Source organism: Roseateles sp., assembly GCF_044373315.1.
GTDB lineage: Bacteria > Pseudomonadota > Gammaproteobacteria > Burkholderiales > Burkholderiaceae_C > JACDQM01.
Map to the genome: position 1 here is coordinate 23,894 of NZ_JBILQK010000021.1, position 25,207 is coordinate 49,100.

Annotated in this window: 21 protein-coding genes and 1 riboswitch; of the genes, 13 read left to right on the plus strand and 8 right to left on the minus strand. The window is 66.4% G+C overall.

Going from position 1 to position 25,207, the window contains the following annotated elements; all coding sequences use genetic code 11:
- Positions 1-44: 44 nt before the first annotated feature.
- Complete coding sequence (locus ACIQ67_RS07395) at positions 45-533, minus strand: DUF4124 domain-containing protein (protein WP_397533713.1); 489 nt, start codon at positions 531-533, stop codon at positions 45-47.
- Between ACIQ67_RS07395 and ACIQ67_RS07400 the strand changes: the two genes are divergently transcribed.
- From ACIQ67_RS07400 to ACIQ67_RS07420, 5 genes are all read left to right on the plus strand, one after another.
- Positions 532-738 carry a hypothetical protein gene (locus ACIQ67_RS07400; protein ID WP_397533714.1) on the plus strand — a complete coding sequence of 69 codons (207 nt, stop codon included), beginning with the start codon at positions 532-534 and terminating at the stop codon, positions 736-738. The two genes, ACIQ67_RS07395 and ACIQ67_RS07400, sit on opposite strands and share 2 nt — an antisense overlap.
- A gap of 772 nt (positions 739-1,510) precedes the next feature.
- A complete protein-coding gene (locus ACIQ67_RS07405; RefSeq protein ID WP_397533715.1) occupies positions 1,511-2,173 on the plus strand; it encodes a PEP-CTERM sorting domain-containing protein in 663 nt (220 codons plus the stop codon).
- 94 nt (positions 2,174-2,267) lie between these two features.
- The gene (locus ACIQ67_RS07410; RefSeq protein ID WP_397533716.1) at positions 2,268-5,438 is read left to right on the plus strand and encodes a S8 family serine peptidase; all 3,171 of its coding nucleotides are present in this window, start codon (positions 2,268-2,270) and stop codon (positions 5,436-5,438) included.
- Positions 5,439-5,599: 161 nt separating this feature from the next.
- The gene (locus ACIQ67_RS07415; RefSeq protein ID WP_397533717.1) at positions 5,600-6,391 is read left to right on the plus strand and encodes an enoyl-CoA hydratase-related protein; all 792 of its coding nucleotides are present in this window, start codon (positions 5,600-5,602) and stop codon (positions 6,389-6,391) included.
- Positions 6,392-6,405: 14 nt separating this feature from the next.
- Positions 6,406-7,935: a 3-hydroxyacyl-CoA dehydrogenase gene (locus tag ACIQ67_RS07420; RefSeq protein ID WP_397533718.1), complete on the plus strand. Its 1,530-nt coding sequence runs from the start codon at positions 6,406-6,408 to the stop codon at positions 7,933-7,935.
- Here ACIQ67_RS07420 and ACIQ67_RS07425 read toward each other — a convergent pair.
- From ACIQ67_RS07425 to ACIQ67_RS07435, 3 genes are all read right to left on the minus strand, one after another.
- Positions 7,895-8,836 (minus strand): alpha/beta hydrolase, encoded by a 942-nt coding sequence (locus ACIQ67_RS07425; RefSeq protein WP_397533719.1) that lies wholly within the window; start codon positions 8,834-8,836, stop codon positions 7,895-7,897. The two genes, ACIQ67_RS07420 and ACIQ67_RS07425, sit on opposite strands and share 41 nt — an antisense overlap.
- A 63-nt stretch (positions 8,837-8,899) precedes the next feature.
- Positions 8,900-9,607: a class I SAM-dependent methyltransferase gene (locus ACIQ67_RS07430; RefSeq protein WP_397533720.1), complete on the minus strand. Its 708-nt coding sequence runs from the start codon at positions 9,605-9,607 to the stop codon at positions 8,900-8,902.
- Complete coding sequence (locus ACIQ67_RS07435) at positions 9,607-11,250, minus strand: FMN-binding glutamate synthase family protein (RefSeq protein ID WP_397533721.1); 1,644 nt, start codon at positions 11,248-11,250, stop codon at positions 9,607-9,609. The genes ACIQ67_RS07430 and ACIQ67_RS07435 overlap by 1 nt, the downstream gene beginning before the upstream one ends.
- Before the next feature lie 177 nt (positions 11,251-11,427).
- On the opposite strand from ACIQ67_RS07435, the gene sppA reads away from it, so the two are divergent.
- Both sppA and ACIQ67_RS07445 read left to right on the plus strand, forming a co-directional pair.
- A complete protein-coding gene (sppA, locus tag ACIQ67_RS07440) occupies positions 11,428-13,293 on the plus strand; it encodes a signal peptide peptidase SppA (protein ID WP_397533722.1) in 1,866 nt (621 codons plus the stop codon).
- Positions 13,294-13,437: 144 nt separating this feature from the next.
- Complete coding sequence (locus ACIQ67_RS07445) at positions 13,438-15,006, plus strand: methyl-accepting chemotaxis protein (RefSeq protein ID WP_397533723.1); 1,569 nt, start codon at positions 13,438-13,440, stop codon at positions 15,004-15,006.
- Between the two features lie 12 nt (positions 15,007-15,018).
- On the opposite strand, the gene ACIQ67_RS07450 is transcribed toward ACIQ67_RS07445, so the two are convergent.
- A complete protein-coding gene (locus ACIQ67_RS07450; RefSeq protein WP_397533724.1) occupies positions 15,019-15,921 on the minus strand; it encodes an alpha/beta fold hydrolase in 903 nt (300 codons plus the stop codon).
- Between the two features lie 64 nt (positions 15,922-15,985).
- Positions 15,986-16,061, plus strand: a riboswitch (SAM riboswitch).
- A 65-nt stretch (positions 16,062-16,126) separates the two neighbouring features.
- On the opposite strand from ACIQ67_RS07450, the gene ACIQ67_RS07455 reads away from it, so the two are divergent.
- The 3 genes from ACIQ67_RS07455 (at position 16,127) to ACIQ67_RS07465 (ending at position 18,375) form a co-directional block, all read left to right on the plus strand.
- On the plus strand, positions 16,127-17,260 hold the full coding sequence (locus ACIQ67_RS07455; RefSeq protein ID WP_397533725.1) for a homoserine O-acetyltransferase: 1,134 nt from the start codon (positions 16,127-16,129) through the stop codon (positions 17,258-17,260).
- Positions 17,257-17,841 carry a methionine biosynthesis protein MetW gene (gene metW, locus ACIQ67_RS07460; protein ID WP_397533726.1) on the plus strand — a complete coding sequence of 195 codons (585 nt, stop codon included), beginning with the start codon at positions 17,257-17,259 and terminating at the stop codon, positions 17,839-17,841. Before ACIQ67_RS07455 ends, metW begins: the two co-directional genes overlap by 4 nt.
- Positions 17,842-18,000: 159 nt before the next feature.
- Positions 18,001-18,375, plus strand: coding sequence for a VOC family protein (locus tag ACIQ67_RS07465; RefSeq protein ID WP_397533727.1), 375 nt, complete (start codon positions 18,001-18,003; stop codon positions 18,373-18,375).
- Positions 18,376-18,417: 42 nt separating this feature from the next.
- Here the strand turns inward: ACIQ67_RS07465 and ppk2 are convergent, their stop codons facing one another.
- Positions 18,418-19,566 (minus strand): polyphosphate kinase 2, encoded by a 1,149-nt coding sequence (gene ppk2 / locus ACIQ67_RS07470; RefSeq protein WP_397533728.1) that lies wholly within the window; start codon positions 19,564-19,566, stop codon positions 18,418-18,420.
- A gap of 168 nt (positions 19,567-19,734) precedes the next feature.
- Here ppk2 and ACIQ67_RS07475 point away from each other — a divergent pair, with 168 nt between their 5' ends.
- Positions 19,735-21,114, plus strand: coding sequence for an esterase-like activity of phytase family protein (locus ACIQ67_RS07475; protein WP_397533729.1), 1,380 nt, complete (start codon positions 19,735-19,737; stop codon positions 21,112-21,114).
- On the opposite strand, the gene ACIQ67_RS07480 is transcribed toward ACIQ67_RS07475, so the two are convergent.
- Entirely contained in the window at positions 21,115-22,098 is a 984-nt protein-coding gene (locus ACIQ67_RS07480; protein WP_397533730.1) for a succinylglutamate desuccinylase/aspartoacylase family protein, read from the minus strand.
- Positions 22,099-22,241: 143 nt separating this feature from the next.
- A complete protein-coding gene (locus tag ACIQ67_RS07485; protein ID WP_397533731.1) occupies positions 22,242-23,072 on the minus strand; it encodes an enoyl-CoA hydratase-related protein in 831 nt (276 codons plus the stop codon).
- Positions 23,073-23,242: 170 nt separating this feature from the next.
- On the opposite strand from ACIQ67_RS07485, the gene ACIQ67_RS07490 reads away from it, so the two are divergent.
- Together ACIQ67_RS07490 and ACIQ67_RS07495 are read left to right on the plus strand one after the other, a co-directional pair.
- Complete coding sequence (locus tag ACIQ67_RS07490) at positions 23,243-24,139, plus strand: lysophospholipase (protein ID WP_397533732.1); 897 nt, start codon at positions 23,243-23,245, stop codon at positions 24,137-24,139.
- Between the two features lie 4 nt (positions 24,140-24,143).
- Positions 24,144-25,207: M20/M25/M40 family metallo-hydrolase (locus ACIQ67_RS07495; protein WP_397533733.1), on the plus strand; the 1,064-nt coding region annotated here is incomplete at its 3' end.

The window sequence follows — 25,207 nt, forward strand, 5'->3', positions numbered from 1 at the left end:
GCAGCAGGTTCGGGGTGGCGCACCTTCGCGCAGGGCGCGTGGCTTCACTCGCAGCTCAGTTCGCGGAACTGCTGGCGCAGCTTGAACAAGGTCTGCTCGGCGGCTTGGCGCTCTGAGTTTCCCCGCGCCGCGCGCTCAGCCTGCTCGGCCTGCGGCAAGGCGCCGTCCAGCCGACGACACTCCTTCTGCGCCTCGGGCGTGAGCTTGCTACGACGCCCGAACTGCTCCAGTTGCTGCGCGTTCATGCCTGTCACGGGGCGGATGATTTCGGCGATCTGCTCGCGATGGCGCTCTCGCTGAACGTCCGCACCTTGGCGCTGCTGGCCGGTGGACTTGTCCAGGCCGCGTGTCGGCGTGACGTCGACCTTTGTGGCGCCTACACAGGGGGCGTCCGAGTAGTAGATCTTTTGCCCTTCCTGGCATTTGTAGACGGTGCGCGTCGGTGCGGGCAGGCTATTGGCGAAGGCGGCGTTGGCCACAGCGATGGATATCAATGTGACGGGCAGGGCGGCTGCGAGCAGGAACGGATTCATGGCGCTCTGGCAAGATTTGAGTGCGTCAAGAATAACGTCAAAGATCGGTGGGTTTTGCGCAACTGAAAGCCCCCCCGTCACCTGCCGCTGCGATCCCGACGTGCTATTCCGCAAACTGCCGCACGTTGCCAAACGGAACAAAGTGTTCGCCAAGAATGCCGTGACCTTTGCCATCGACCCGGCTGAGCGGGTGACTTTGCGGTGAGGCGCCTGCAAGGCGTTCAGCGCCGGTGCCGACATTCAGTGGATGAATCTCGCTTCAGAGGCCGCGCATGAATGGAATCTGGAGATTGCGCGCGGCTGCGCCGCCAGGCTGCACCGCATTGCCGGGTGTTCCAAGCTGACCATCGCTCGCGTCCAAGGTGTGGCGCCGGGCGGCGGTGTGAGCCAGTCGGCCTCGGTCTGCGCAGCGTGCCGCACTTGCCGCCCAACCCCTGAAGGGCCAGCACCGAGTAGGCCGACGTGGCGAGATCGGCCTCAATGCACAACACCTCTAAGCCGGGCCGCAGTTTGGCAACGTTCCAGCCATCGAATGCCGAATCCACATCGGCATGGTGGTGGGGCAGACCGGCAGCGCAGGCTGCTGGGGCCGGCCTCATTGGCGCAACTGGCCTCACGCAGCACGGCCAACGTCATGGTCTCGACGAACAGATGCAGTGGCGAGCGACTGTTTACTCGCCGAGTTGCAGCGCATGCCCTTGCATGGTGTCAGGTCTTGCCGTAGGGACTTTCACCAGGGGTATCGGGTTAGTCCGATGTCGATCCGTTTTACACCGGCTCGAAGTGTCTAGCAGCCCATCGTGACGGATGCATGTCCACGATTGGGGAGGCGGCGCCATGGCACGCAAACTGCTATTTGAAGACCCACGCGCGTCGCCCTATCGAGCCAAGAGCTCGCAGCAGTCGGGACAGAGTTTTCCCCACTTGCCGGGCGTGCGAGTTCTACTCAAACCATGAGGTCCACCATGAGACTGTCGATGAAAAGTTGGGGGCTGGCCGGCGCGATGGCGGCAGCTTTGGTCTCGGCGAGCGCGTTTGCGGCGCCGACTGTCTACACCGAGGGTCTGCTCGGAACAGGCGCCTTGCCGGGTGCCGCCGATAACGTCGGCGCGGCCGAAGGCGGCCTGAAGATCAGCGGCCGTTTGACGGACGGCAAGGGCGGCAATGCGGCCAATCTGGTCGACATGTACAAGTTCAACGTCGGCTACGCGGGCACCTACTTCTTCAACACGCAGGGCACGTCGATTGTCGACACGCAGTTGTTCCTGTTCGACAGCAGCGGCAAGGGCCTGGCCTGGAACAACGACGTGGACCTGGCCAGCGGCAATACGCAGTCGGCCTTCTCGACCTTTCTCGGGTTGGGCGACTACTACATTGCACTTTCGTTCTGGGGCGTGGACCCGGAAGATGAGTTCGCGACACCGGTGTTTGACACCCTCGGCACGAATGACGGCCCGGCCAATGCCGGTGCTGGAGCGGTGGCGAACTGGGCAGACTTCTACGGCAATACGAGCTGGGACCTCGATGACTACGCGATCAATGCCTATGTGCCTGAGCCCGGTGCGCTGGCGCTGAGCCTCGCCGCGCTGGCCTTGATGGCCGGTGTTTCGCGCCGCCGCGTGGCATCCCGCAAGTCCTGAGTCGAACGCTCAAGCCCCGGCGCCAGCCCGATGTACATGCCGTGCTGCGCCCGTCTTGTCCGACGATTGATTGAATGAGCCTCTAGGAGACTTCATGTTCATGCTGAATCGAGTGGCCCTGGCCACAGCGGCGCTTTGCGCCCTCAGTGTTTCCGCCCATGCGCAGCTGGTGGCTGTGCAGGCCGCCAACCCCGTTGCCGCACCCGTCAATGCGCTGGCTGTCGACTTGCCTGCAGTGGCCGGTCAGCGCGTCAATGTCATCGCCTATCTGCCTGATCCGCCGCTGGCGGCCGCCCTGGTGGCCGCCCGTGCGCCAGGCGCGGCGCGCAAGTCGGTGCCCTGGACGGCCGATCAACAGCGCAGCTACACGCAGCAGCTCAGGTCCAAGCAAGCCGCTGTCATCAGCGCCGCGCAATCGCTGGGTGGCACGGTCGCCGGGCAGCTGACCAACGCCAGCAACGGCGTGCTGTTGTCGATCGATTCAGCCCAACTGCCAGCATTGTCAAAGATGGGCGGCATCAGCAGCCTGATGTTGGTGGAGGACACGACACTCGCCTTGTCTACCACCACCGAGTACGTCGGCGCCAACACGGTACGCAACCGCAACCCCTCGGTTGACGGCAGCGGCATCCGCATCGCGATCCTCGATTCCGGCATCGACTTCACCCACCGCAACCTCGGCGGCGCCGGCACGGTGGCGGCCTATCAGGCAGCCTATGGCGCTGCGAGCTGCGGCCGCACCACACAGAACACCACCGCCCCAACCTGGACCAGCAAGGTGGTTGGCGGCTATGACTTCGTCGGCGAACGCTGGCCGAACACAGTGAACGCAGCGCTTGAGCCGGATCCGAACCCGATCGACTGCCAGGGCCATGGCACCAATGTGGCTGATATCACGGCCGGCCTCAGTGCCGACGGCACATGGAAGGGCATGGCGCCCGGTGCTCAGCTCTATGGCTTCAAGGTCTGCAGCGCGGTGGCCACCAGCTGCAACGGCCTGGCTATCTTGCAAGGTCTGGACGCCTCGCTCGATCCGAATATGGACGGCGACCTGAGCGATGCGGTGGACGTGGTGAACATGTCGCTGGGCGGTGATTTCGGTCAGCGCGAGAACCCGAGTTCCGCAGCGACTCAGAACGTGGTGCGCTTCGGTGTCGTGGTGTCGGCCTCGGCCGGCAATGGCGGCGACATCCCCTACATCAACGGCTCGCCCTCGTCGGCGCCGGAAGCCATCTCCGTGGCGCAGACCCAGGTGAGCGGCCAATTTGCCTATCCGCTGATCACATCGCCGGGCGGCACCAATGCCAACACAGCCCCGCAGAGCTGGGCCAATCCGCTGGTCGGCGACATCAGTGCGCCGCTCAAGGCTGACCCGAATACCACGCTGAACGGGGTCACCACCGGCGCCGGGTGCTCGGCGTATCCGGCCAACTTCTTTGCTGGCTCGATTGCGCTGATCCGTCGCAATGGCTGCGCTGCCAGCATCAAGACGGCCAATGCGACCAATGCGGGTGCTATCGCGGTGGTCATCGATGACAACGTGGTTGCTAACGATCCGCCGTCGTTCGCCTTCGGCGGCGGCGGCACGGTCTACAACACGACCTTCGTGATCACCCAGGCTGCCGGCAATGCGCTGCGCACGGCGCTGGCGGGTGGTGTCGTAAATGCCACGATGAGCTTCAGCGGCCGCATCAGCCTCAATGGCAGCATGGTGGCCAGCTCTTCGCGCGGACCCAACCCGGGCTACTCGCTGATCAAGCCTGACATCGGCGCCCCTGGCGCCTCCGTCAGCGCCGTGGTGGGCACCGGCAATGGCACGCGACCGTTCGGCGGAACATCCGGTGCGGCGCCCGTCGTGTCGGGTGCTGCGGCGCTGGTGCTGCAGGCGCATCCGAGCCTGCAGCCGCATGAGGTCAAGGCGCGACTGATGGGCGCGGCGGACAACAACGTCATGACCAACCCGGCGCGCACGCCTGGCGTGCTGGCGCCGGTGACACGCATTGGTGCGGGTGAGTTGCGTGTGGCTTCGGCCATCGACAACTCCACGGTGATGTGGGACGCCGCCAGCCCGGCAGGCACCTCGCTGGCCTTCGGCTATCAGCCGATCTCGTCGAGCAAGGTGCTGCGCAAGCGCGTGGTGGTGCGCAACTACTCGGCCTCTGCCAAGACCTACGCGATCTCGCATTCCTTCCGCTATGCGGACGATGCGGCCAGCGGCGGTGTGACGCTGAGCGCGCCGGCTTCGGTGACGGTGCCTGCCAACTCCTCGTCGGCCTTCGTGCTGACGATGAACATCAACCCGGCAGGCCTGCCGGTTTGGGCAGATACGGGCGTCAACGGCGGCAGCAATGCCAACAACGGCGCTCTGCTGGCGGCGGTCGAGTATGACGGCTACCTGACGCTGTCTTCGGCAGGCGAGACGGTGCGCCTTCCCTGGCATGTGATGCCGCGACGCTCGCACCAAGGCACGGCACCCAGCAGTGTGGTGCTCAACAGCGGTGCGGGATCGATGGCCATCAGCAACCCTGGTGGCGCGACGACAGCGGTGGCCGATGTGTTCTCGCTGACGGGTGTCAGTCCGCAACTGCCGTATGCCAGCTTGCCCGGACCGGGCGACTCCTTCCAGGTGATTGATCTGCGCGCAGTGGGTGTTCGCGGTGTCGACATTGGCGGAACCACCGGTGGTCCCAACAGCGGGGCGCAGTTCGCGATCTCGCGCTTCGACCCGGTCAGCACGCCGAACATGAGCCTGACGGTGCGCGTGCAGATCGATACCAATGGCGACGGTGTCTACGACTGGCAGGTGACGGCGTCCCGTTCGACCGGCAACCAGAATCTGGCATTCCTGCAGAAGCTCGGCGCCGGCTGCAACGCGACCACCTGCCCATCCTCCGCGTTCTTCTTCACGATTGCGGACCTGAACAGCAGTAACTGGATTCTGACCGTCCCGGTGCGGCCGACTTATGCCGGCAGCGCCCAGACCGTCATCGATCCGGCGCAGCCTTTCAAGTTCCGCGTGCTGGGCTTCGACAACTACTTCACCGGCGCCATCACCGACACCATCGGCCCGATGACCTACCAGTTGTCCGCGCCCCGGTTCACGGCAAGTTCGTCGGCTTTCGGCCTGCCCGCTAACGCATCTGGCTCGATTTCGGTCGGGTCGTCGCCGGCAGGTGCAACGGCTTCGCCGTCGCAGTCGGGCTTGCTGCTGATGTGGCGTGACGGCATGCCGGGTCGCGAGGCGTCCGTCGTCACGGTGAACTGAGCCGGTTCTGAGTCGGGGCACGCTCCCTCGCTCAGGCCTGATGTTCGATGAGTCGGGCCGCGCAGCTGATGCGCGGCCCTTTTTCTTTGGGCGCGCTGCCCGCACGGGGCCTGATGCTGCACTGCGATACTCATGTCCTCGAGCAGGAGGAGTGCTGAACCGTGCAGACCCTAGAGATCGCCATCGACCCGCGCGGCGTGGCCCGCGTGCAGATGAACCGCCCCGAGGTGTTCAACGCCTTCAATGAGGCCATGATTGTCGAGCTGGGCGAGGCCTTCGACCGGCTTGCTAAGGACCCGGCGGTGCGCGTGATCGTGCTGTGTGGCGCCGGCAAGGCGTTCAGCGCTGGCGCCGACATCCAGTGGATGAAGCGCGCCTCCGAGGCCACGCATGAGTGGAATCTGGAAGACGCGCGGGGCTTCGCCGCCATGCTGCACCGCATTGCTGTTTGTCCCAAGCCGACCATCGCCCGTGTGCAGGGCGTGGCGCTGGGCGGCGGCGTCGGCCTGACTGCTGCCTGCGACATCGCCATCGCGTCTGATGACGCCAAGTTCGCCGTCAGCGAGGCGCGCTTTGGCATCCTGCCGGCGGTGATCGGCCCCTATGTGATCAATGCCGTCGGCCCGCGCCAGGCGCGCCGCCTGGCGCTCACCGCCAGCCGCATCCCCGCCGCCGAGGCGCTGGCCATGGGCCTAGTGCATGAGGTGGTGGCGCTGGATGCGCTGGATGCCGCCGTCGAACGCTGGATCGCTGAGCTGCTGATGAACGGCCCGCAGGCGCAGGCCGAGATCAAGAAGCTGTTTGAGCAGCTGGAGGTCGGCCCGATCAGCAGCAGCGTGCGCGAGCTGACCGCACAGACCATCTCCCGCGTTCGGATGGGCGACGAGGCGCGCGAGGGCTTTGCGGCCTTTCTGGCCAAGCGCCCCGCCGCTTGGGTGCCCCACAAGGATTGATCGAGACCGAAGACATGAACGAGAACGCAATGAAGCAATGGCGCGTGGCCGGCGAGGCGGCACAGGCAACGGTGGGTGTGATCGGCGCCGGTGTGATGGGGGCAGGTATTGCCCAGGTGGCCGCGCAGGCCGGCCATGCGGTAAAGCTGCTGGATGTGCGCGAAGGCGCCGCTGCAGCGGCGATCGCCTCGATTGCCAAGGCGCTGGACGGACTGGTGGCCAAGGGTCGCATGGAAGCCGCCGAGCGCGATGCGGTGCTGGCCCGCATCAGCCCGGCCGCGGCCACGGCTGAGCTGGCGGACGTTGCGCTGGTGATCGAGGTCATCGTCGAGAAGCTGGAACCCAAGCAGGCCCTGCTGCGCGAGCTGGATACGCTGCTGCCGGCGGACGCGATCATCGCGTCCAACACCTCGTCGATCAGCATCACCGCGCTGGCCAATGGCATGACGAACCCGCAGCGCCTGGTGGGCATGCACTTCTTCAACCCGGTGCCGCTGATGAAGCTTGTGGAGGTGGTGTGGGGCGCCGAGACCGAGGCCTCGGTGGCCGACGCGATCCACGCGCTGTCCAAGCGCTGGGGCAAGACGCCGGTGCATGCCAAAAGCACGCCGGGTTTCATCGTCAACCGCATCGCGCGGCCCTATTACGCCGAGACCCTGGCCGTGCTGCAGGAACAGGGCGCCGAGCCCGCCGTGTTGGACCGCGCGCTGCGCGGCGCGGGCTTCCGCATGGGCCCTTGCGAGCTGATGGACCTGATCGGCCACGACACCAACTACCTGGTGACGCAGTCAGTCTTCGATGCCAACTTCGGCGACAAGCGCTATGTGCCCTCGCTGGTGCAGAAGGCGCTGGTCGATGGCGGTCGCCTGGGCCGCAAGGTGGGCAAGGGCTTCTACGTCGGCACGCCGGCGGCAGCTGCGCCGGTGCCGGCCTTTGATGGCGAACTGCCGGTCCTCAGCGTTTGCGGGCGCGGTGCACTGGTCGAGCGCCTTGCCGACTGGATGACGCAGAAGGGCCTGAACATCACCCGCGGCGAATCAGCCGACTGGAGCGGCCTGCAGATCGGTGATCTGCAGGTGCACCTGACGAGTGGCCGCTGTGCGGCGCAGCTGGCGCATGAGCGCAGCCACCCGCAACTGGCGGTGATGGACTGGCCGCTGGCGCCGGACCGGGCCGATGGCCTGGCGGTGGCCTTTGCACCGCAGGCCGGCGAGGCCGCGCGCCAGCTTCTGACCCAGCTGTGGCATGCCTTGGGCTGGGAGTTGCTGCTGCTGCGCGATGTGCCAGGTCTTGCCGTGGCGCGCACCGTGGCCATGCTGGTCAACGAGGGCGCCGACGCGGTGTGGCAGGGCGTCTGCGATGAGCAGGGCGCTGATCTGGCCATGAAGCTAGGCGTCAACTATCCGGCCGGCCCCTTCGAGTGGCTGCCCCTGCTTGGTGCGCCGCGCGTCAGCGAGTTGCTGGACGGCCTGTTCGAGGCCTACCGCAGCGAGCGTTACCGCATCAGCCCCCTGCTGCGCCAGCGTTGCTGGGCCCCGGCTTGAGCTGAGCGGCAGCGGGCGCCGCAGCAGGGCTGCCCAGGCCGAACATCTCGGCCAGCGCGGCGCGGTACAGCGGCTGGCCGATTGCATTGGTGTTGTGGTGGGTGCCGCCGTCCACCAGCACGAAGCGCTTGGGCTCCGGTGCGCGCTCGTACAAGGCCTGTCCCAGTGACCAGGGAATGGTGCGGTCCTCGCGGCCATGCACGATCAGCACCGGCATGCGCACCCGGGCGATGCGCTCCGCCGACTCGAAGCGCTGCGTGATCAGCGGCCCCACCGGCAGCCAGCCCCAGCGGTACTGGCTCACCACCTCGGGAATCGAGGTGAAGGTGCCTTCGACGATCAGGCCCGCGGCCTGCTGCTGCACCTCGCTGGCCAGCTGCACCGCGATGGCCCCGCCCAGCGAGTGGCCGAAGATGTAGCGGGCACGGCCGGGATGTTGCTGCGCCAGCCAGTCCCAGGCAGCGCGCGCGTCCTCGTAGGCCATGTCTTCCGAAGGCAGCAGCTTGCCGTGGCCGCTCTGGCCGAAGCCGCGGTAATCGACCCCCAGCACCGAGAAGCCCAGCTCCTGCATGCGCCGCATGCGGTTGGCGCTGCCGCGCACATCCCAGCGCGCGCCGTGCAGATACAGCAGCACCGGCGCGTCCGGCTTGGCTGCCGGCAGCCACAGGCCATGCAGCTGGACGGACTCATTGCTGAGCTTGGATTCGAAGCGGATCCAGACATCGTCCATGCCCTGCGCCGCGGCCAAGCCGCCGGACCAGGTCCGGTCACTGGGCTGGAAGATCCACTCGCGCTGCTTTTCGTCCAGGGTGGCGCAGCCGGCCAGTAGGCCCAGCGAGAGCGCCAGGACGAGGGCGAGGTGGTGCAGACGCAGGAGACGTAACGGCTTGGTGGACAACATGCGCCAAGGGTAAACCAGAAGCTTCCGGGTTGCGGCGCTGGGGTCATGCCTGGGCCGCGGCCCTCAGCGCTTGTACGCCAGCATCGCCCACAGAAAGCTCTCGCCGAAGCGGCCGCTCTCGGCCGGGCGCTGGGGCTTCATCGGCCGCAACTGCTCGATCCTGAAGGCGCCGCCCCAGATGGCGCGCAGCTGCGCCTCGGTATAACCCAGCCCGCCGCCCAGGGTGCGGCGTTCGTAGACCTCGGCGTCACTCAGGCCGCTGCCGCCTTCGGGGCGGAAGCACACCATGCCGAAGCAGGCGCCGGGCTTCAGCCCGTCGGCGACGCGTTGCACATAGCCCGGCCGCCGGTGCGGCGCCAGGTGGTGGAAGCAGCCGGAGTCGTAGAACAGGTCGAAAGCGCCGGCAGGGAATTCGACATCAAAGACTGAGGTGTGCTGCAGCTGCACGGCAACGCCGGCTTCGGCCGCGCGCTGTGTGGCCCAGGCGATGGCGGCTTGCGAGTAGTCCACGCCTTCCACGGCGAAGCCTGACTGCGCCAGCAGCACGGCATTGCGGCCGTTGCCGCAGCCCAGGTCGACTGCGCGGCCGTGCGTGTGGATCAGGCCTTGCGCGATCCACTCGGCCAGGCACTCATCCGGCTGCGGGCCGAAGAAAGGCACCGGCTTGGCGCGGTTGGCGTAGAAGCCGTCCCACCAGTCGCTCTGTCGGTCGGCCAGTAAGGCATCCAGCGCAGCCAGGTCTTGTTGCGACTGCGCGCTGGGGTCGGGCATCAAGCCAGCCGCTCCACGGACCCTTGCGCTGCAAAGCTCTGTGCACTGGCCAGCGGCCAGTAGACGGTGAACACGTTGCCGGGCAACTCGCCGCCCAGCAGCGCGCCGGGCTTCACGAAGGGCAGCATATTGATCAGCAGCTTCACCTCATGCTTGTTGATGCGATGAACGATGTGCGCGGCGCTGATCTCGCCGGGGTGGTGCAGGCCGGCCGCCTGCACCAGCTCCTGCAGGGCCTTGAGCGTGTTCTGGTGGTAGCGGTAGACGCGCTCGGCCTTGTCGGGCACCACCAGTGCCTGCTGGCGCTTGGGATCCTGGGTGGTGACACCCGTCGGGCAATGGCCGGTGTGGCAGGCCTGGGCCTGGATGCAGCCCAGCGCGAACATGAAGCCGCGCGCCGAATTGCACCAGTCGGCGCCCAGCGCCATCATGCGGGCAATGTCGAAGGCGCTGACCACCTTGCCGGCGCAACCCAGCTTGACCCGCTCACGCAGGTTCAGGCCGACCAGGGTGTTGTGCACCAGCAATAGCCCTTCCTGCAGCGGCGCGCCGACGTGGTCGGTGAACTCCAGCGGCGCGGCGCCAGTGCCGCCTTCGGCGCCGTCCACCACGATGAAGTCCGGCACGATGCCGGTCTCGACCATGGCCTTGGCGATCGCGAACCACTCCCAGGGGTGGCCGATGCAGAGCTTGAAACCGGTGGGCTTGCCGCCGCTCAAGTTGCGCAGCTTGTCGATGAAGCGCAGCAACTCGATCGGCGTGCTGAAGGCGCTGTGCGCGGCGGGCGAGACGCAGTCTTCGCCGATGGACACACCGCGCGCCTGCGCGATCTCGGCCGTTACCTTGGGGCCGGGCAGCACGCCGCCATGGCCGGGCTTGGCCCCCTGACTGAGCTTGAGCTCGATCAGCTTGACCTGCGGATCGCTCGCATTGGCTTCGAAGCGCTCGGCACTGAAGCTGCCGTCATCGTTGCGGCAGCCGAAGTAGCCCGAGCCGATTTCCCAGATCAGGTCGCCACCATGCGTGCGGTGGTGCACGCTGATCGATCCTTCGCCGGTGTCATGCGCGAAGTTGCCTTTGCGTGCGCCCTGGTTCAGCGCCAGGATGGCGTTGGCGCTCAGCGCGCCGAAGCTCATGGCCGAGATGTTGAAGACGCTGGCGTCGTAGGGCTGGGTACGTCCCTCGCCGATGGTGATGCGGAAATCGTGGCTGTCCAGCCGGGTCGGGACCAGCGAGTGGTTGATCCATTCATAGCCTGAGGCATTCACGTCGCGCTGCGTGCCGAAGGGCCGCTTGTCCGGGTCGCCCTTGGCGCGCTGGTAGACCAGCGAGCGTTGCTGACGCGAAAACGGCGCGGCCTCGCTGTCGGCCTCGATGAAGTATTGGCGGATCTCCGGCCGAATGAATTCGAGCAGAAAGCGCAGATGGCCGATCACCGGATAGTTGCGCAGCACCGAGCGCCGGGTCTGCAGCGTGTCCATCAGGCCGACCCCGCTCAAGAGCGCGAAGACCAGGGGAATCAGGGGCCCGTTGAAGCCGAAGGCCCAGCCGGCGGTGCCGGCCAGCGCGCCGGTCAGGCACACCAGCCAGGCGCTGTAGCGTACGGGGTAAAGGCGGTCGAGCTGGTTCAGCCAGGAAGGCATGGGCATGACTCCGCGCGCCGCGAAGCCGGCCCGCAGTCAGCAGCTTAAGCCGTCCCAGGGTGCTGGCGTGCGCGGACGGATCGGTGTTTGCCCTGGCCCAGACCCTGACGATCGGCTGGGCCCGGGGGGCTGCTTAGAATCGCCTCGTTCCCTTGCTTCAAGGGCTGGAGATTCCGGATGATCATGACTGTTCTGCGCCCGATCGGGCGTGTTATCGGCAAAGCCTGGTGGTTTCTGGACGCCAGCCGGCGCGCCCTGCTCAATCTGCTGTTGCTGGGACTGCTGATCGCGCTGATCATCGGTTTCATGAGCCGCGGCCCGAAGGCGCTGGAGGACAAGACCACGCTGGTGCTGAATCTTGATGGCCGCCTGGTCGAGCAGCGCTCGGGCTCGCTGCGCGAGCAGGCGATGGCGCAGGCGCGTGGCGAGACGCCGCAGGCGCAGACCCAGTTGCGCGATGTGCTGGCGGCGCTGGACGCCGCTGCGAAAGACCCGCAGATCAGCCATGTGCTGCTGCAGCTGGACCAGTTCGGCGGCGCCGGCATGGCCGGGCTGCATGAGGTGGCCGCCGCCATCGAGCGCTTCAAGAAGGAGTCGGGCGGCAAGAAGGTGCTCGCCTATGGCGATGAGTTCGGCCAGCGCGGCTACTTCCTGGTCGCACGCGCAGACGAGGTCTATCTGCACCCGATGGGTGGTGTGCTGATCGACGGTTTTGGGCGCTACCGCAACTACTACAAGGACGCGCTGGACCGCCTGGGCATCGACGCCAATGTGATCCGGGTCGGCAAGTTCAAGAACTTCGGCGAACCCTATTTCGCCAACGGACCCTCGCCGGCGACGTTGGAGTCGGAGTCCTATCTGTATGGCGATCTGTGGACGCGCTACACCGCCTCGGTCGAGGCTGCGCGCAAGCTGGAAAAGGGCGCCATAGCGCGTGCCATCGAAGAGCTGCCGCAGCGCATGCAGGCCGTCAAGGGCGACACCGCACAGCTGGCCTTGAAGGAAAAGTTGGTTGACGCGCTGAAGACGCGTGACGAGATGCGCGCGCTGCTGATCGAGCGCGGCGCTAAGGATGAGAAGAGCAAGAGCTTCCGCCAGATCGACCTGGCTGGCTATCTGGCCCATGTGAAGCCCAAGTGGGATGGCAAGGCTGCGGCCATCGGCGTGGTGGTGGCCGAAGGCGAGATCGTCGACGGCCAGGCCGGCCCCGGCAAGGTGGGCGGCGACTCCACCGCCAAGCTGATCCGCCAGGCCCGTGAGGACGACAAGATCAAGGCCGTGGTGCTGCGCGTCAACTCGCCGGGCGGCAGCGCCTTTGCGTCCGAGATCGTGCGCCGCGAACTGGAGATCACCCGCGCTGCCGGCAAGCCGGTGGTGGTGTCGATGGGCGATGTGGCGGCCTCTGGCGGTTACTGGATCTCGATGGCGGCCGACCAGGTGATGGCCGACCCGTCGACCATCACCGGCTCGATCGGCGTGTTCGGCATGCTGCCCACCGCCGACAAGCTGCTGGACAAGCTGTCGGTGCACACCGGTGGCTACACCACCACCTGGCTGACCGGCGGTTTCGATCCGCGCCGCCCGCTGGACGAGCGCCTGCGCGCCACCGTGCAATCGGCCGTGCAGTTCATCTACGACGATTTCACCGGCCGGGCCGCCAAGGCCCGCAAGAAGACCGTCGAGCAGCTCGACGACGTGGCGCAGGGCCGGGTCTGGACCGGTACGCAGGCGCTGGACCGCGGCCTGGTGGACAAGCTCGGCAGCTTGGGCGACGCGCTGCAGGCCGCCGCCACGCTGGCCAAGATCGAGGGCGAACCGCGCATCAGCTACGTTGAGCGCGAGCCGGGCAAGCTGGACCGCCTGCTGAAGTCGCTGGATTCGGTGCTGGCACCCACCCTGGTGGAGCTGGTGCGCGCGGCGATGCCATTGCAGCTGCCCGCCGCCGTGCATCAGGCCCAGCATGAGCTGGCCTCGCTGGCCGAGCTGAGCGCAGGCCGCAAGCCCTACTCTGCCCTGGTGCACTGCCTGTGTACGGCTCCGTGACCCGGACTTGACGCCGGATTCGCTCAAGGCGGGTCCAGCCGTGCCGATCTGCAGTTATGCTGCCCTTGCTTGATTGTGCTTGCGCGCGGCCAGCGCCCGGCCTTTTCGAGCGGATCAACGACAGCGTCATGCGGAGGTACTGGCATGGATCTGACAGTCTGGATGCGGAGTTTCACGATTCGCACGCGCATGCTGGGGGCCATCGTGACGGTGCTTGGCATGTTCGGTCTGGTGGGTGTCACCGCCGTCTATGGCGGGCAGCGTCTCAAGTCCCTGAATGCCGAGTTCATGGAGCATTCAGTGAAGGAGCTGGAACAGCTCGGCCAGATCCGCAACGCGCTTGCCGATGTGCGCCTGACCGAAAAGGACATGGTGATCAACTACGAGGACGGCGTTGCCGTGCTCAAGGCGCGTGAGAGCTGGCAGGCGGCGATCAAGCGCACCCAGGACGGGCTGGCCCATTTGCTGGAAGGCGAAGAGGACGAAGACAACCCGCTGGCCCGTGAGGCTATCGCCTTGCTGGACGAATACAGCAAGGCTTCGCAGCCCGTGCTGGCCCAGATCCAGGACGGGGGCTTTGACACCGCCAGGGTCGCTGACCGCATGCTGGGCCGTGCCAAGGTGCATATGCGCGGGGTCGAGGAGCGGGTGCTGAAGATCGCCGACACCATCGAACGGGAGGCGCACGACACCCAGCTCGAATTCAATGCGGCGATGCTGCAGATCACCTTGGTGTTCATGGGTGTGCTGGGCGCCGTGGTGCTGATCGTGGTGCCGCTCACCTTGCTGAATTCCCGCACCATCATCAGCCCGATCAGCTACGCACGCACGGTGGCCCAGGCGGTCGCCGCGGGCGACCTGAACCGGCACATCCGAGTCGATGGGCGTGACGAAGCGGCCGATCTGCTGAGCTCGCTCAAGACCATGCAGGAATCGCTGCGCAATCTGGTGGGCCAGGTGCGCGTCTCGACCGAGCAGATCGAGAGTGCCAGCGTCGAGGTGGCGGCTGGCAATCAGGACCTCAGCACGCGCACCGAGCAGGCGGCGATGAACCTGCAGAGCACGGCCAGCTCAATGGAACAGCTGACCGGTGGCGTGCGTCAGAGCGCTGATGCCGCGATGACGGCCAAGCAACTCGCGACCTCGGCAGCCGAAGTCGCGCAGCGCGGCGGCGCGGTGGTGTCGCAGGTGGTCTCCACTATGGAGCGCATCAATCAGAGTTCGCGCCGGATCGGCGACATCATCGGCGTGATTGATGGCATTGCGTTCCAGACCAACATTCTGGCGCTGAATGCGGCTGTCGAAGCGGCACGCGCCGGTGAGCAGGGGCGCGGCTTTGCCGTCGTAGCCGGTGAGGTGCGAAGCCTGGCGCAGCGCTCAGCCGAGGCAGCCCGGGAGATCAAGCAACTGGTCGGCGCCAGCGTCGAGCAGGTGGATGCCGGCTCGCAGCTGGTGCGCGATGCCGGCGAAACCATGGGCGAGATCGTCAGCTCGGTGCAGCGGGTCAGCGACATCATTGGCGATATCGCGGCCGGCACCTCGGATCAGAGTGAGCGCATCGGTCATGTCAATCTGGCGGTGACGCAGCTGGACCAGATGACTCAGCAGAACGCGGCTCTGGTCGAACAGTCGGCTGCAGCGGCCGAGAGCCTGCGCGAGCAGTCGCAGAGCCTGGGCTCGGCGGTGTCCCAGTTCCGTCTCGATGCCAGTTGATGGGCCGGGCGTTCAGTCGCCAAAGAACTCCAGCAGCGCCGCCGCCGTCTCGGCGGGCTGCTCCTCCGGTAGATAGTGCCCGCAGGGCAGGGGCCAGCCGCTGACGTGGCCGGCGCACTGCGCCGTCCACAGCGCCAGCGGGTCGAACAGGCGTTCGACCACGCCGCGTGCGCCCCACAGCACCAGCAGATCGCAGGCCACCTTGTGCGCCGAGGCGCGCGAGATGCCGTCGTGCTCCAGGTCGATGCTGGCGCTGGCGCGGTAGTCCTCGCAGGCCGCGTGTATGGCTTCGGGGCGGCAGAAGCAGCGCTCGTATTCGGCCAGCGCCTCCGGCTCGATGTGGGCCAGGCCCTGGCTGCCCCAGCCGCCCAGCTTCCAGTGCAGGTAGAAGCGCGGGTTTGCGCCGATCATGGTCTCGGGCAGCGGCTGCGGCTGGATCAGATGGAACCAGTGGTAGTAGGCGCGCGCAAAGTCCATGTCGGTGCGGGCATACATGTCCAGCGTCGGCGCGATATCCAGCACAGCCAGCTTGGAGACCGCATCCGGATGGTCCAGCGCCAGCCGGTGCGCGACGCGGCCGCCGCGGTCGTGGCCCACCAGGCCGAAGCGGGAGATGCCGAAGCGCTCGCGCATCAGCGCCACCATATCGTGCGCCATCGCGCGCTTGCTGTAGGGCAGGTGCTGGGCATCGCTGGGCGGCTTGGCCGAGTCGCCATAGCCGCGCAGATCGGGCATCACAAGGAAGAAGTGGTGGCCCAGCACGCGCGCCACGCGCTGCCAGATCGCATGCGTCTGCGGGAAGCCGTGCAGCAGCAGCAGCGGCGGCCCGTCCGGCTTGCCGCCGCTGCGCAGGTGGAGTGCCTGCCCGCCGACCTCGACGGTCTCCGCAATGAAGCCTTCGAACCAGCCGCTCATTGTGTGTGCTCCATGTCCGTTGTTCTGCGCCCATCCTGCCACGGAAGCGGCGCCCGATATACTTGGCTCTCACAGCGCCGATTTGTTCCGGATTGCGGGCGCTCTATAAATTCCGCTAAAGAGGGACGCCCGAAAACCGGTGTCCGCTCCGTCAGCGACACCGGCTTTTTTGTTTTTGGGTTGTATGGAAGTCAGAGGTGAGTGCATGGGCTCGATTGGCCACGTCACACCGCAGCGCCTGAAGTTCAGCGAGGCACTGCCGCTGCGCAGCGGCGCGCAACTGCGCGACTATGAACTGGTCTACGAGACCTACGGCCGGCTCAACGCCGACAAGAGCAACGCGGTGCTGGTCTGCCACGCGCTCAATGCCAGCCACCATGTGGCCGGCACCTATGAGGGGCAGGACAAGAGCGAGGGCTGGTGGGACAACCTGATCGGCCCGGGCAAGCCGCTGGATACCGACAAGTTCTTCGTCATCGGCATCAACAACCCGGGCTCCTGCTTCGGCTCCACCGGCCCCATGCATGTAAACCCGGCCACCGGCCGCGTCTATGGCGCCGATTTTCCGGTGGTGACAGTGCAGGACTGGGTGGATGCGCAGGCCCGTGTGCTGGATGCGCTGGGCATCACGCAACTGGCGGCGGTTCTGGGCGGATCCTTAGGCGGCATGCAGGCACTGGACTGGTCGCTGCGCTATCCGGATCGCATGCGCCACTGCATTGCGATTGCCACCGCGCCCAGCCTGTCGGCGCAGAACATCGCCTTCAATGAGGTGGCGCGCCGCGCCATCATCACCGATCCCGAATTCCACGAGGGCCACTTCTACGCGCACGGCGTGGTGCCCAAGCGCGGCCTGCGGGTGGCGCGCATGATCGGCCACATCACCTATCTCAGCGACGATGTGATGGAGCAGAAGTTCGGGCGCCAGATGCGGGCCACCGAGCTGGGCTACAGCACGCAGGACATCGAGTTCCAGATCGAGAGCTATCTGCGCTATCAGGGCGACAAGTTCAGCGAGTACTTCGACGCCAACACCTATCTGCTGATTACCCGCGCGCTCGACTACTTCGACCCGGCGCGCGAGCATGGCGGCGATCTGTCGCGCACCTTTGCCTCGGCCAAGGCCAAGTTCCTCCTGGCCAGCTTCACCACCGACTGGCGTTTCTCGCCGGCGCGCTCTCGAGAAATCGTCAAGGCGCTGCTGGACAACAAGCTCGACGTCTCGTATGCCGAGATCGACGCGCCGCACGGCCACGACGCCTTCCTGCTCGAAGACCCGCGCTACCACGGCGTGCTGCGCGCCTATTTCGAACGCATTGCCAAGGAGTTTTCGGCATGAGTGATCGCAGCGTGATGGAAGCAATCGCCGCGTTGGTGCCAGCCGGCTCGCGCGTGCTCGATCTGGGTTGCGGCACTGGCGAGCTGCTGCACCACCTGCAGACCACCAAGGGCTGCACCGGCTACGGTGTGGAGCTGGACGATGCCAATGTGCTGGCCTGCGCGCAGCGCGGCGTCAACGTGATCCAGCTGAACCTGGAAGAGGGCCTGGCCATCTTCGAGGACCAGAGCTTCGACGTGGTGCTGCAGCTGGAGACCTTGCAGCATCTGCGCAATACCGAGGCCATGCTGAGGGAAACGGCGCGCGTGGGCCGCATGGGCATCGTCAGCTTCCCCAACTTCGCCCACTGGCCCAACCGCCTGCAGGTGCTGCTGGGCCGCATGCCGGTGACGCGTGTGCTGCCCTATGAGTGGTACGACACGCCCAATATCCGTGTCGGCACCTATGCCGACTTCGAGGTGCTGGCACGCAAGAACCGCCTGCGCGTGCTGGACAGCTTCGGCATCCAGGAGGGTCAGGTCGTGCGAACGCTGCCGAATCTGCTGGCCAGCATGGCGGTCTTCAAGCTCGATCGCGGTTGAGCGCTGGGTACGGAGCGCCCGGCCAGCCCGATCCTTCTCGGTGCGTGCAAGAGCTGCTCGCTGTGCCAGATCCGCGCAGCTCAGCTTCATGCTGCTGCCATTTTCCGGCACAGGCCGCTGGCATCATCAGTGCTCCATATCTCACAGGGAGCTCTGACCATGATCGGCTACACCACCCTCGGTACCCATGATCTGCCGCGCGCTGCGGCCTTCTATGACGAGCTGTTCGCCGTCATCGGCGTCAAGCGCACCATGGACTTCGGCCGTGGCATTGCCTGGGGCCGCAGCATGAGCGAGCCTGGTTTCGCCGTGACGTTGCCCTTCGATGGCCAGCCCGCCACGGTGGGCAACGGCGTGATGATTGCGTTGGCCGCAGACGGCCCGGCCACCGTGCAGGCCCTGCACGCCAAAGCGCTGGCGCTGGGCGGCACCGACGAAGGCGCACCGGGGCCGCGCGGGGGCAACTTCTACGCTGCCTATTTCCGCGATCTCGATGGCAACAAGCTCAATGCCTTCTGCATGACTGCCGAGTAAACGACAAGACGCCTGACCGGCCTGAGCTCCGCCCCGCCCGGCTTAAAGCGCAGCCGGGTTCTGCGCTTCGCCGCGTTCGTAGACCACGTTGGCGCGGCCCACCAGCAGCGGGTCCATCTGCGCGAGTTTGTCGAGATCCTTGTTGCTGTAGGGCAGCTGGTGCAGCACATAGCGCATCGCGTTCAGGCGCGCGCGCTTCTTGCAGTCCGACTTGACCACGGTCCAGGGCGCCTCGGCGATGTCAGTGTGGAAGAACATCGCCTCCTTGGCTTTGGTGTAGGTGTCCCACTTGTCCAGCGAGGCCTTGTCGATCGGCGAGAGCTTCCACTGCTTGAGCGGGTGCGCCTCGCGCTCCTTGAAGCGGCGGCGCTGCTCCTCGCGGCTGACCGAGAACCAGAACTTCACCACATGCATGCCCGAGCGCACCAGATTGCGCTCGAACTCGGGCGCCTGGCGCATGAACTCGTTGTACTCGTCGTTCGTGCAGAAGCCCATTACGCGCTCGACGCCGGCGCGGTTGTACCAGCTGCGGTCGAACAGCACGATCTCGCCCGCGGTGGGCAGGTGCTGCACATAGCGCTGGAAGTACCACTGGCCGCGCTCGACCTCGCTGGGTTTCTCCAGCGCCACCACACGCGCGCCACGCGGATTCAGGTGTTCCATGAAGCGCTTGATGGTGCCGCCCTTGCCGGCCGCGTCGCGGCCCTCGAACAGGATCACCACTTTCTGGCCGGTGGTCTTCACCCAGGCCTGCAGCTTCAGCAACTCCACCTGCAGGCGGTATTTCTGCTTCTCGTAGGCCCGGCGCGACATCAGGTTCTTGTAGGGGTAGCCGCCCTTGCGCCAGCCGGGTGACAACTCCTCATCGGGGTTGGTCGCGCCGTCACCCGTCGGGCTGTGCAGTTCCTGGAGCAAGGCTTGGCGCAGCGCCACCGCGTCATCGGGCGCAGCACCCGCCACTACCGCACGCACCGAGCTGGCCAGGCTGGCCGGGCCGCCCAGTGCGACGATGTCCTTCAGTGCTTCCAGTTCACGGGCCTGGGCCTTGTCGATCGCCTCCTGGACGGTGCGCTGCGCGATGCGCTTGGGATCGGTGCTGCCGCTGGTGTCGCCGCTGCTGCTGCGGCGCGGCCGGGCGGCTCTGGCAGGCTGGTTGGTCTTGCTGGTCTTGCGTGGCGTCGTGGTGCTCATGGCTGCTGCGACCGTAATGAAACTGTCATTTGAGAATCTCACCACGACGCGGCCTTGTCCTTGATGATGGTCAAGTCCCGCAGCCGCGCCGGGCGACTTCATGCCGCTGTCATTGTGGCTGACTAGGCTGAGACGCTTCAATCAACTACCTTGCAAGCAGACTCAGCCATGAAACTGAAGCCCTCCCTTCTTGCCCTGACCCTGGCGCTGGGTTCCTTAGGCGCCCATGCGCAGCCGGTGCCTCAAGCCTTTGCAGTCGAACTGGTCGGCCATGCCTGGCTGCCGGCGCGCAGCTTTGTGCCCGCGCCCAAGGACGCACCGGCCTTCCTGCGCAGCAGCGGCAAGTTCACGGCTGCCGACAGCCGCCGCATCGATGCCATGGAGTCGGTGATGGGCACTTCCTTTCTGTCCGACAGGGCCGCGCCGCGTCCTACCGGTGTGAGCCTGCCCTTCAAGGGCCAGCCGGTGCAGGGCTTCTCGGGCATCAAGAGCATGAAGGACGGCAGCTTCTGGGTGCTGACCGACAACGGTTTCGGCTCCAAGGCGAACAGCGCGGATGCGATGCTGATGTTCCACCAGGTCAAGGCTGACTGGAACAAGGGCGGCATCACGCGCGTGCAGACCCAGTTCCTGCATGACCCGGACCGCAAGGTGCCGTTCCTGATCGTCAACGAAGGCACGGACAAGCGCTACCTGACCGGCGCCGACTTCGACGTTGAATCGATGCAGATCATCGACGGCGAGTTCTGGTTCGGCGACGAGCTCGGCCCCTACCTGATCCGCGCTGACCGCCAGGGCCGCGTGCTGGCGGTGTTCGAGACGCAGCTCGACGGCAAGACCCTGAAATCGCCAGACCACTTCAGCGTCACCACGCCGGCCGTGCCGGGCACGCCGGTGACGACGCCGGTGCGCCGCTCGCGTGGCTATGAAGGCATGGCCGCCAGCAAGGACGGCCGCTTCCTCTACCCGCTGCTGGAAGGCCCGCTGTGGGTCGAAGCCGACAAGAAGTGGGAGACCGACAAGGACGGCCGCGAGTACCTGCGTGTGCTGGAGTTCGACGTCAAGCAGGGCGCCTGGACCGGCCGCAGCTGGAAGTACGCGCTGGAGCTCAAGGGCAACAACATCGGCGACTTCAACATGATCGATGCCGACACCGGCCTGATCATCGAGCGCGACAACGGTGAAGGCCTGGCTGAGGACGCCTGCAACGGCCCGGCGCGCCCGGATTGCCAGAACGTGCCGGCGCGCTTCAAGCGCGTCTACAAGATCAGCCTGAAGGACGCCGATGCCGACGGCTTCGTCAAGAAGATCGGCTATGTCGACCTGATGGACATCGCCGACCCCAAGGGCATGGCCAAGCGCGGCGGCAAGAACGGCCGCTTCACCTTCCCCTTCGTGACCATCGAGAACGTGGACGTGGTGGATGCCGAGCACATCGTCGTGGCCAACGACAACAACCTGCCTTACTCCTCGGCCCGCAAACCCAATCTGCAGGACGACAACGAGTTCATCCTGCTGAAGGTGCCGGAGCTGCTGAAGGCGCGCTGATCAGCGTTCCAGCCGGCCCAGGCGCACCATGGTGTTGCCGGGCCGGCCATGCTTCATCGCGGGCATCACCAGCACGCAGTCGTCATAGGGCGTGCGGAACACGGTGTCGCCGTCCTGCGCAAAGGCCGTGCCGGCCTGGGCAATCACGTCCAGGCCATGCACCGGCATGAGGAAGTGGAAGTCCTCGCTGAGCGCAGTGATGGGCTGATCGACGCGGATAAGGCGCTGCTCGGTGGGCAAGGGCAGCAGCAGATGCTGTGCGGCCCAGTCGGGCGCCACCATGCCGGTCAGGCGCAGGAAGCGGATCAGCGCATCGACCGCCACCGCCGCTGACGAGCGCTCCCAATGCTGACCGCACTCGAGCAGCAGCGCGTTCTTCGGGCTAGCCGGGTCGCCGAAGCCGCCGCGGTCGCGCATGCGCAGGCCGGAGGGGTGGCCAGTGTCGATCAGCAGCTCGCCCGGCATGCCGAGCTGACGTGAAAAGTCAGCACCCTTGTCGAGCAGGCCGCAGACCATCAGCGGCCGACAGGCGTCCTGCATCGAATGAATGTCCAGCAGGAAGTCGGCAGCGTCGACGAAGGGCTGCAGCGCGCGGGCGCGGCGCAGCTCCAGCGAGTCGCGCGGGCCCAGCAGCACCGTGTCGGCCCAGACGCGGTTCAGGTCTTCGTCCACGCAGCGCGCGGCATGCGGGTCTGCCGGGTCGAAGCGCGCATAGGCGTCGACATTGGCAAAGCTGACGATCAGCCGGCCCTGCAGCGGCCTCAGCGTGCGGCCCAGCCCCTGCGTGAACAGCCAGTCCAGCGCGATCGCGCCGCACAGCTCGTTGCCATGCGTCAGCGCCTGCACCATCACCACCGGACCCGGGCGGCCCGAGTCGAACACATGGACGAAGTCGACCCCGCTGCTGCTGTTTCGGTAGGGTTCGATATCCGGTGGCGTCAGCTCGATCTGCGGTGCATCTTGCTGTTGCGGCTCCGTCGTCATTTGCTTGTCCCCTCGGCTTTGCGGATCAGCTGCGCTTGTCGGTCAGCTGGTCGTTCAGGTCTTCGCCGCTCCCAGCGGTCGCTCGTGGTCGAGCGGTAGACGCCGCGGCCCTGCTTGAGCCCGGCGCGTGCGGCTGAGCAGGCTCAGAGCTGGGCGACCGGATTCAGGTCGGCGAAGCCGGCATCCTGCTTGGACTTCCAGGCCATGATGGCCTGGCCCATCTCGGCGGTGTCGAACACCGCGCTCTGCAGGACGCTCATATGGGCCAGCGAGGCGGCCACGCCGTGGTCGCGGGCGTGGTTGAGCGCCAGCTTGCTGGCGCTGATGGCCAGCGGGGATTTGGTGGCGATGGCGGCGGCCAGATTCATCACATGCGCCAGCAGCGCCTCGGCGTCGGGCAGCACGGCATTGACCAGGCCGACGCCCAGCGCGCGCTCGGCCGGCAGGCGCTCGCCGGTGTAGGCCAGTTCGCGGGCCAGGCCGGGCGGAATCAGGCGCTGCAGGCGCTGCAGGATGCCGAGGTCGGCGGCCATGCCGATGTTGATCTCCTGCACGCTGAAGAAGGCATCGGCGCTGCAAAAGCGCATGTCGCAGACGGCGGCCAGATCGAAGCCGCCGCCGATGCAGCCGCCTTGCACGGCACAGATCACCGGGAAGCGTGCCTGGTCGAGCACGCTGAAGCAGTCCATCAGGCGCTGCAGCGAATCCTGGAAGCTCAGCCGCGCACGAGCATTGCTGGTGTCCAGCATCGCGCCCTGGCCGGCAAAGGTGTCCAGCGCCATGCCGGCGCTGAAGTGCTTGCCGGTGGAGGAGATCACCAGCACGCGGGTGCGTCCCTCGTCGCTGAGGGTCTGTACCGCGTCGCGCAGCGCCGGGAAGAAGGCCGGCGCCATGGTGTTCATGCGCTCGGGCCGATTCAGCTGCAGATGGGCAACACCTTGCGGCGATTGGGTCAGGGTGAAGAAGTCGTTCATCAGTGCTCCGTGTCAGGGCGCCGGCTGTGCCGGCGGCAGGGGTAGCTTAATCAGCCGCCAACTGGCGTCTATCGTCTGGGTGACAGTGCCCTGCGGCAGACGGCTGCGTACTTTTACCAAAAGGGGAAGCCCTGGGGTGCTCGCCCACCCGGGCTCCCTACACTGACGACATGCGCACCTTGAGAACAGAAGACGGCCTGCCCCTGCACTGGCGCCAATGGAGCAAGCCCGGGATGGAGCCGGCTCGCGGAACGGTGTTGATCGTGCATGGTCTGGGTGAGCATATAGGGCGTTATGAGTCCGTGGCGGCGCGGCTCAACAGCTGGGGCTGGAATGTGGTCGGTCACGACCAGCGTGGGCATGGCGCTTCGGGCGGGGCGAGGGGCGATATGCCAGCCCAGGACAGTCTGCTCAAGGATCTGGCTCTGGTCATCGACCAGGTGCGCAGCGATGAGCGGCTGGGGGCCGGACCGCTGGTCTTGCTCGGGCACAGCATGGGTGGGCTAGTGGCTGCTCGCTTTGTGGTGGGTGGCTTGTCTGTCAGCAATGGCGGCGTCCTGCCGGCCTGGTTCCGTGCCGTCGACGCCTTGATCTTGAGCTCGCCCGCGCTTGATCCGGGCTTGTCGGGCTTTCAGCGGGCCCTGCTGTCGGTGGCGCTGCCTGTGGTGCCCCATCTGGCCGTGGGCAATGGGCTGAAGCCCGCCTGGATCTCCCGCGATGGCTGCGTCGTTGCGGCCTACAAGAATGATCCGCTGGTGCATGACCGCATCACGCCCACGCTGGCGCGCATGATCGCCAACGCAGGGGTCGAGGTGATCGAGCATGCCGCCGAGTGGGTGGTGCCGACGCTGCTGATGTGGGCCGGCGGAGACCGCTGCGTCGACCCGCGCGGCAGCCAGGCCTTTGTGGACGAGGCGCCGGTGGCGGTTGTGCAGGCCCAGGTCTTCGAGCGTCTGTATCACGAGATATTCAACGAGCCCGAGCGCGAGCAGGTTCTTGCACGTTTGCAAAGCTGGCTGGAGGGCCGCTTCGGTAAACTGGGTGCTCCCCAGCCACAAGCCGGATGACGCCATGAATGCACGCGACCCCGCACTGCCCCTGCAGACCGATGAAGCCAGCGCCCTGGGCGCTTTTGCAGCACAGATCTGGGACGAGGAGATCGTCCCCGCGCTGACCGATTACATCGCTGTGCCGGCCAAGAGTCCAATGTTCGACGCGGACTGGGCAAAAAACGGCCATATCGAGAAGGTGCTGCGCGATGCCGCCGCCTGGGTCGAAAGCAAGAAGGTGGCTGGGCTGACGCTGGAGGTGGTGCGGATCGAGGGCCGCACGCCGGTGATCTTCTTCGAGGTGCCGGCCACCAAGAGTGGCTGCGACGACACCATCGTGCTCTATGGCCACCTGGACAAGCAGCCCGAGTTCAACGGCTGGCGCAGCGACCTCGGCCCCTGGACTCCCAAGTACGAGAACGGCCTGCTCTACGGCCGTGGCGGAGCGGATGATGGCTATGCGGTCTATGCCTCGCTGACGGCCATCATGGCGCTGGACAAGCAGGGCATTCCGCGCCCGCGCTGCGTGGGCATCATCGAGACCTGCGAGGAAAGTGGTTCCTACGACCTGCCGGCCTATATCGACGTGCTGAAGGACCGCCTGGGCAATGTCTCACTGGTGGTCTGCCTCGATTCAGGCGCCGGCAACTACGAACAGCTGTGGCTGACGACCTCCCTGCGCGGCATGGTCAGCGGCGTGCTGAAGGTCGAGGTGCTGACCGAGGGCATCCACTCCGGCGATGCCTCGGGCCTGGTGCCGTCGAGCTTTCGCATCCTGCGCCAGGTGCTGGACCGGCTGGAGGACAGCAAGACCGGCCGCCTGCTGCCGGACAGCTTCCATTGCGAGGTGCCGGGCAACCGTGTCGAGCAGGCGCGCGCCACGGCGGAGATCCTGAAGGACGAGGTCTGGAAGCGCTATCCCTGGGCCTGCGGCGCCGACGGCGCCTCGGTGCTGCCCCTGACGCAGGATCCGGTCGAAGTGCTGCTGAACCGCACCTGGCGGCCGACCCTGTCGGTGACCGGTGTCGACGGCTTTCCCGAGCTGAAGAACGCCGGCAATGTGCTGCGGCCCTACACCGCCTTCAA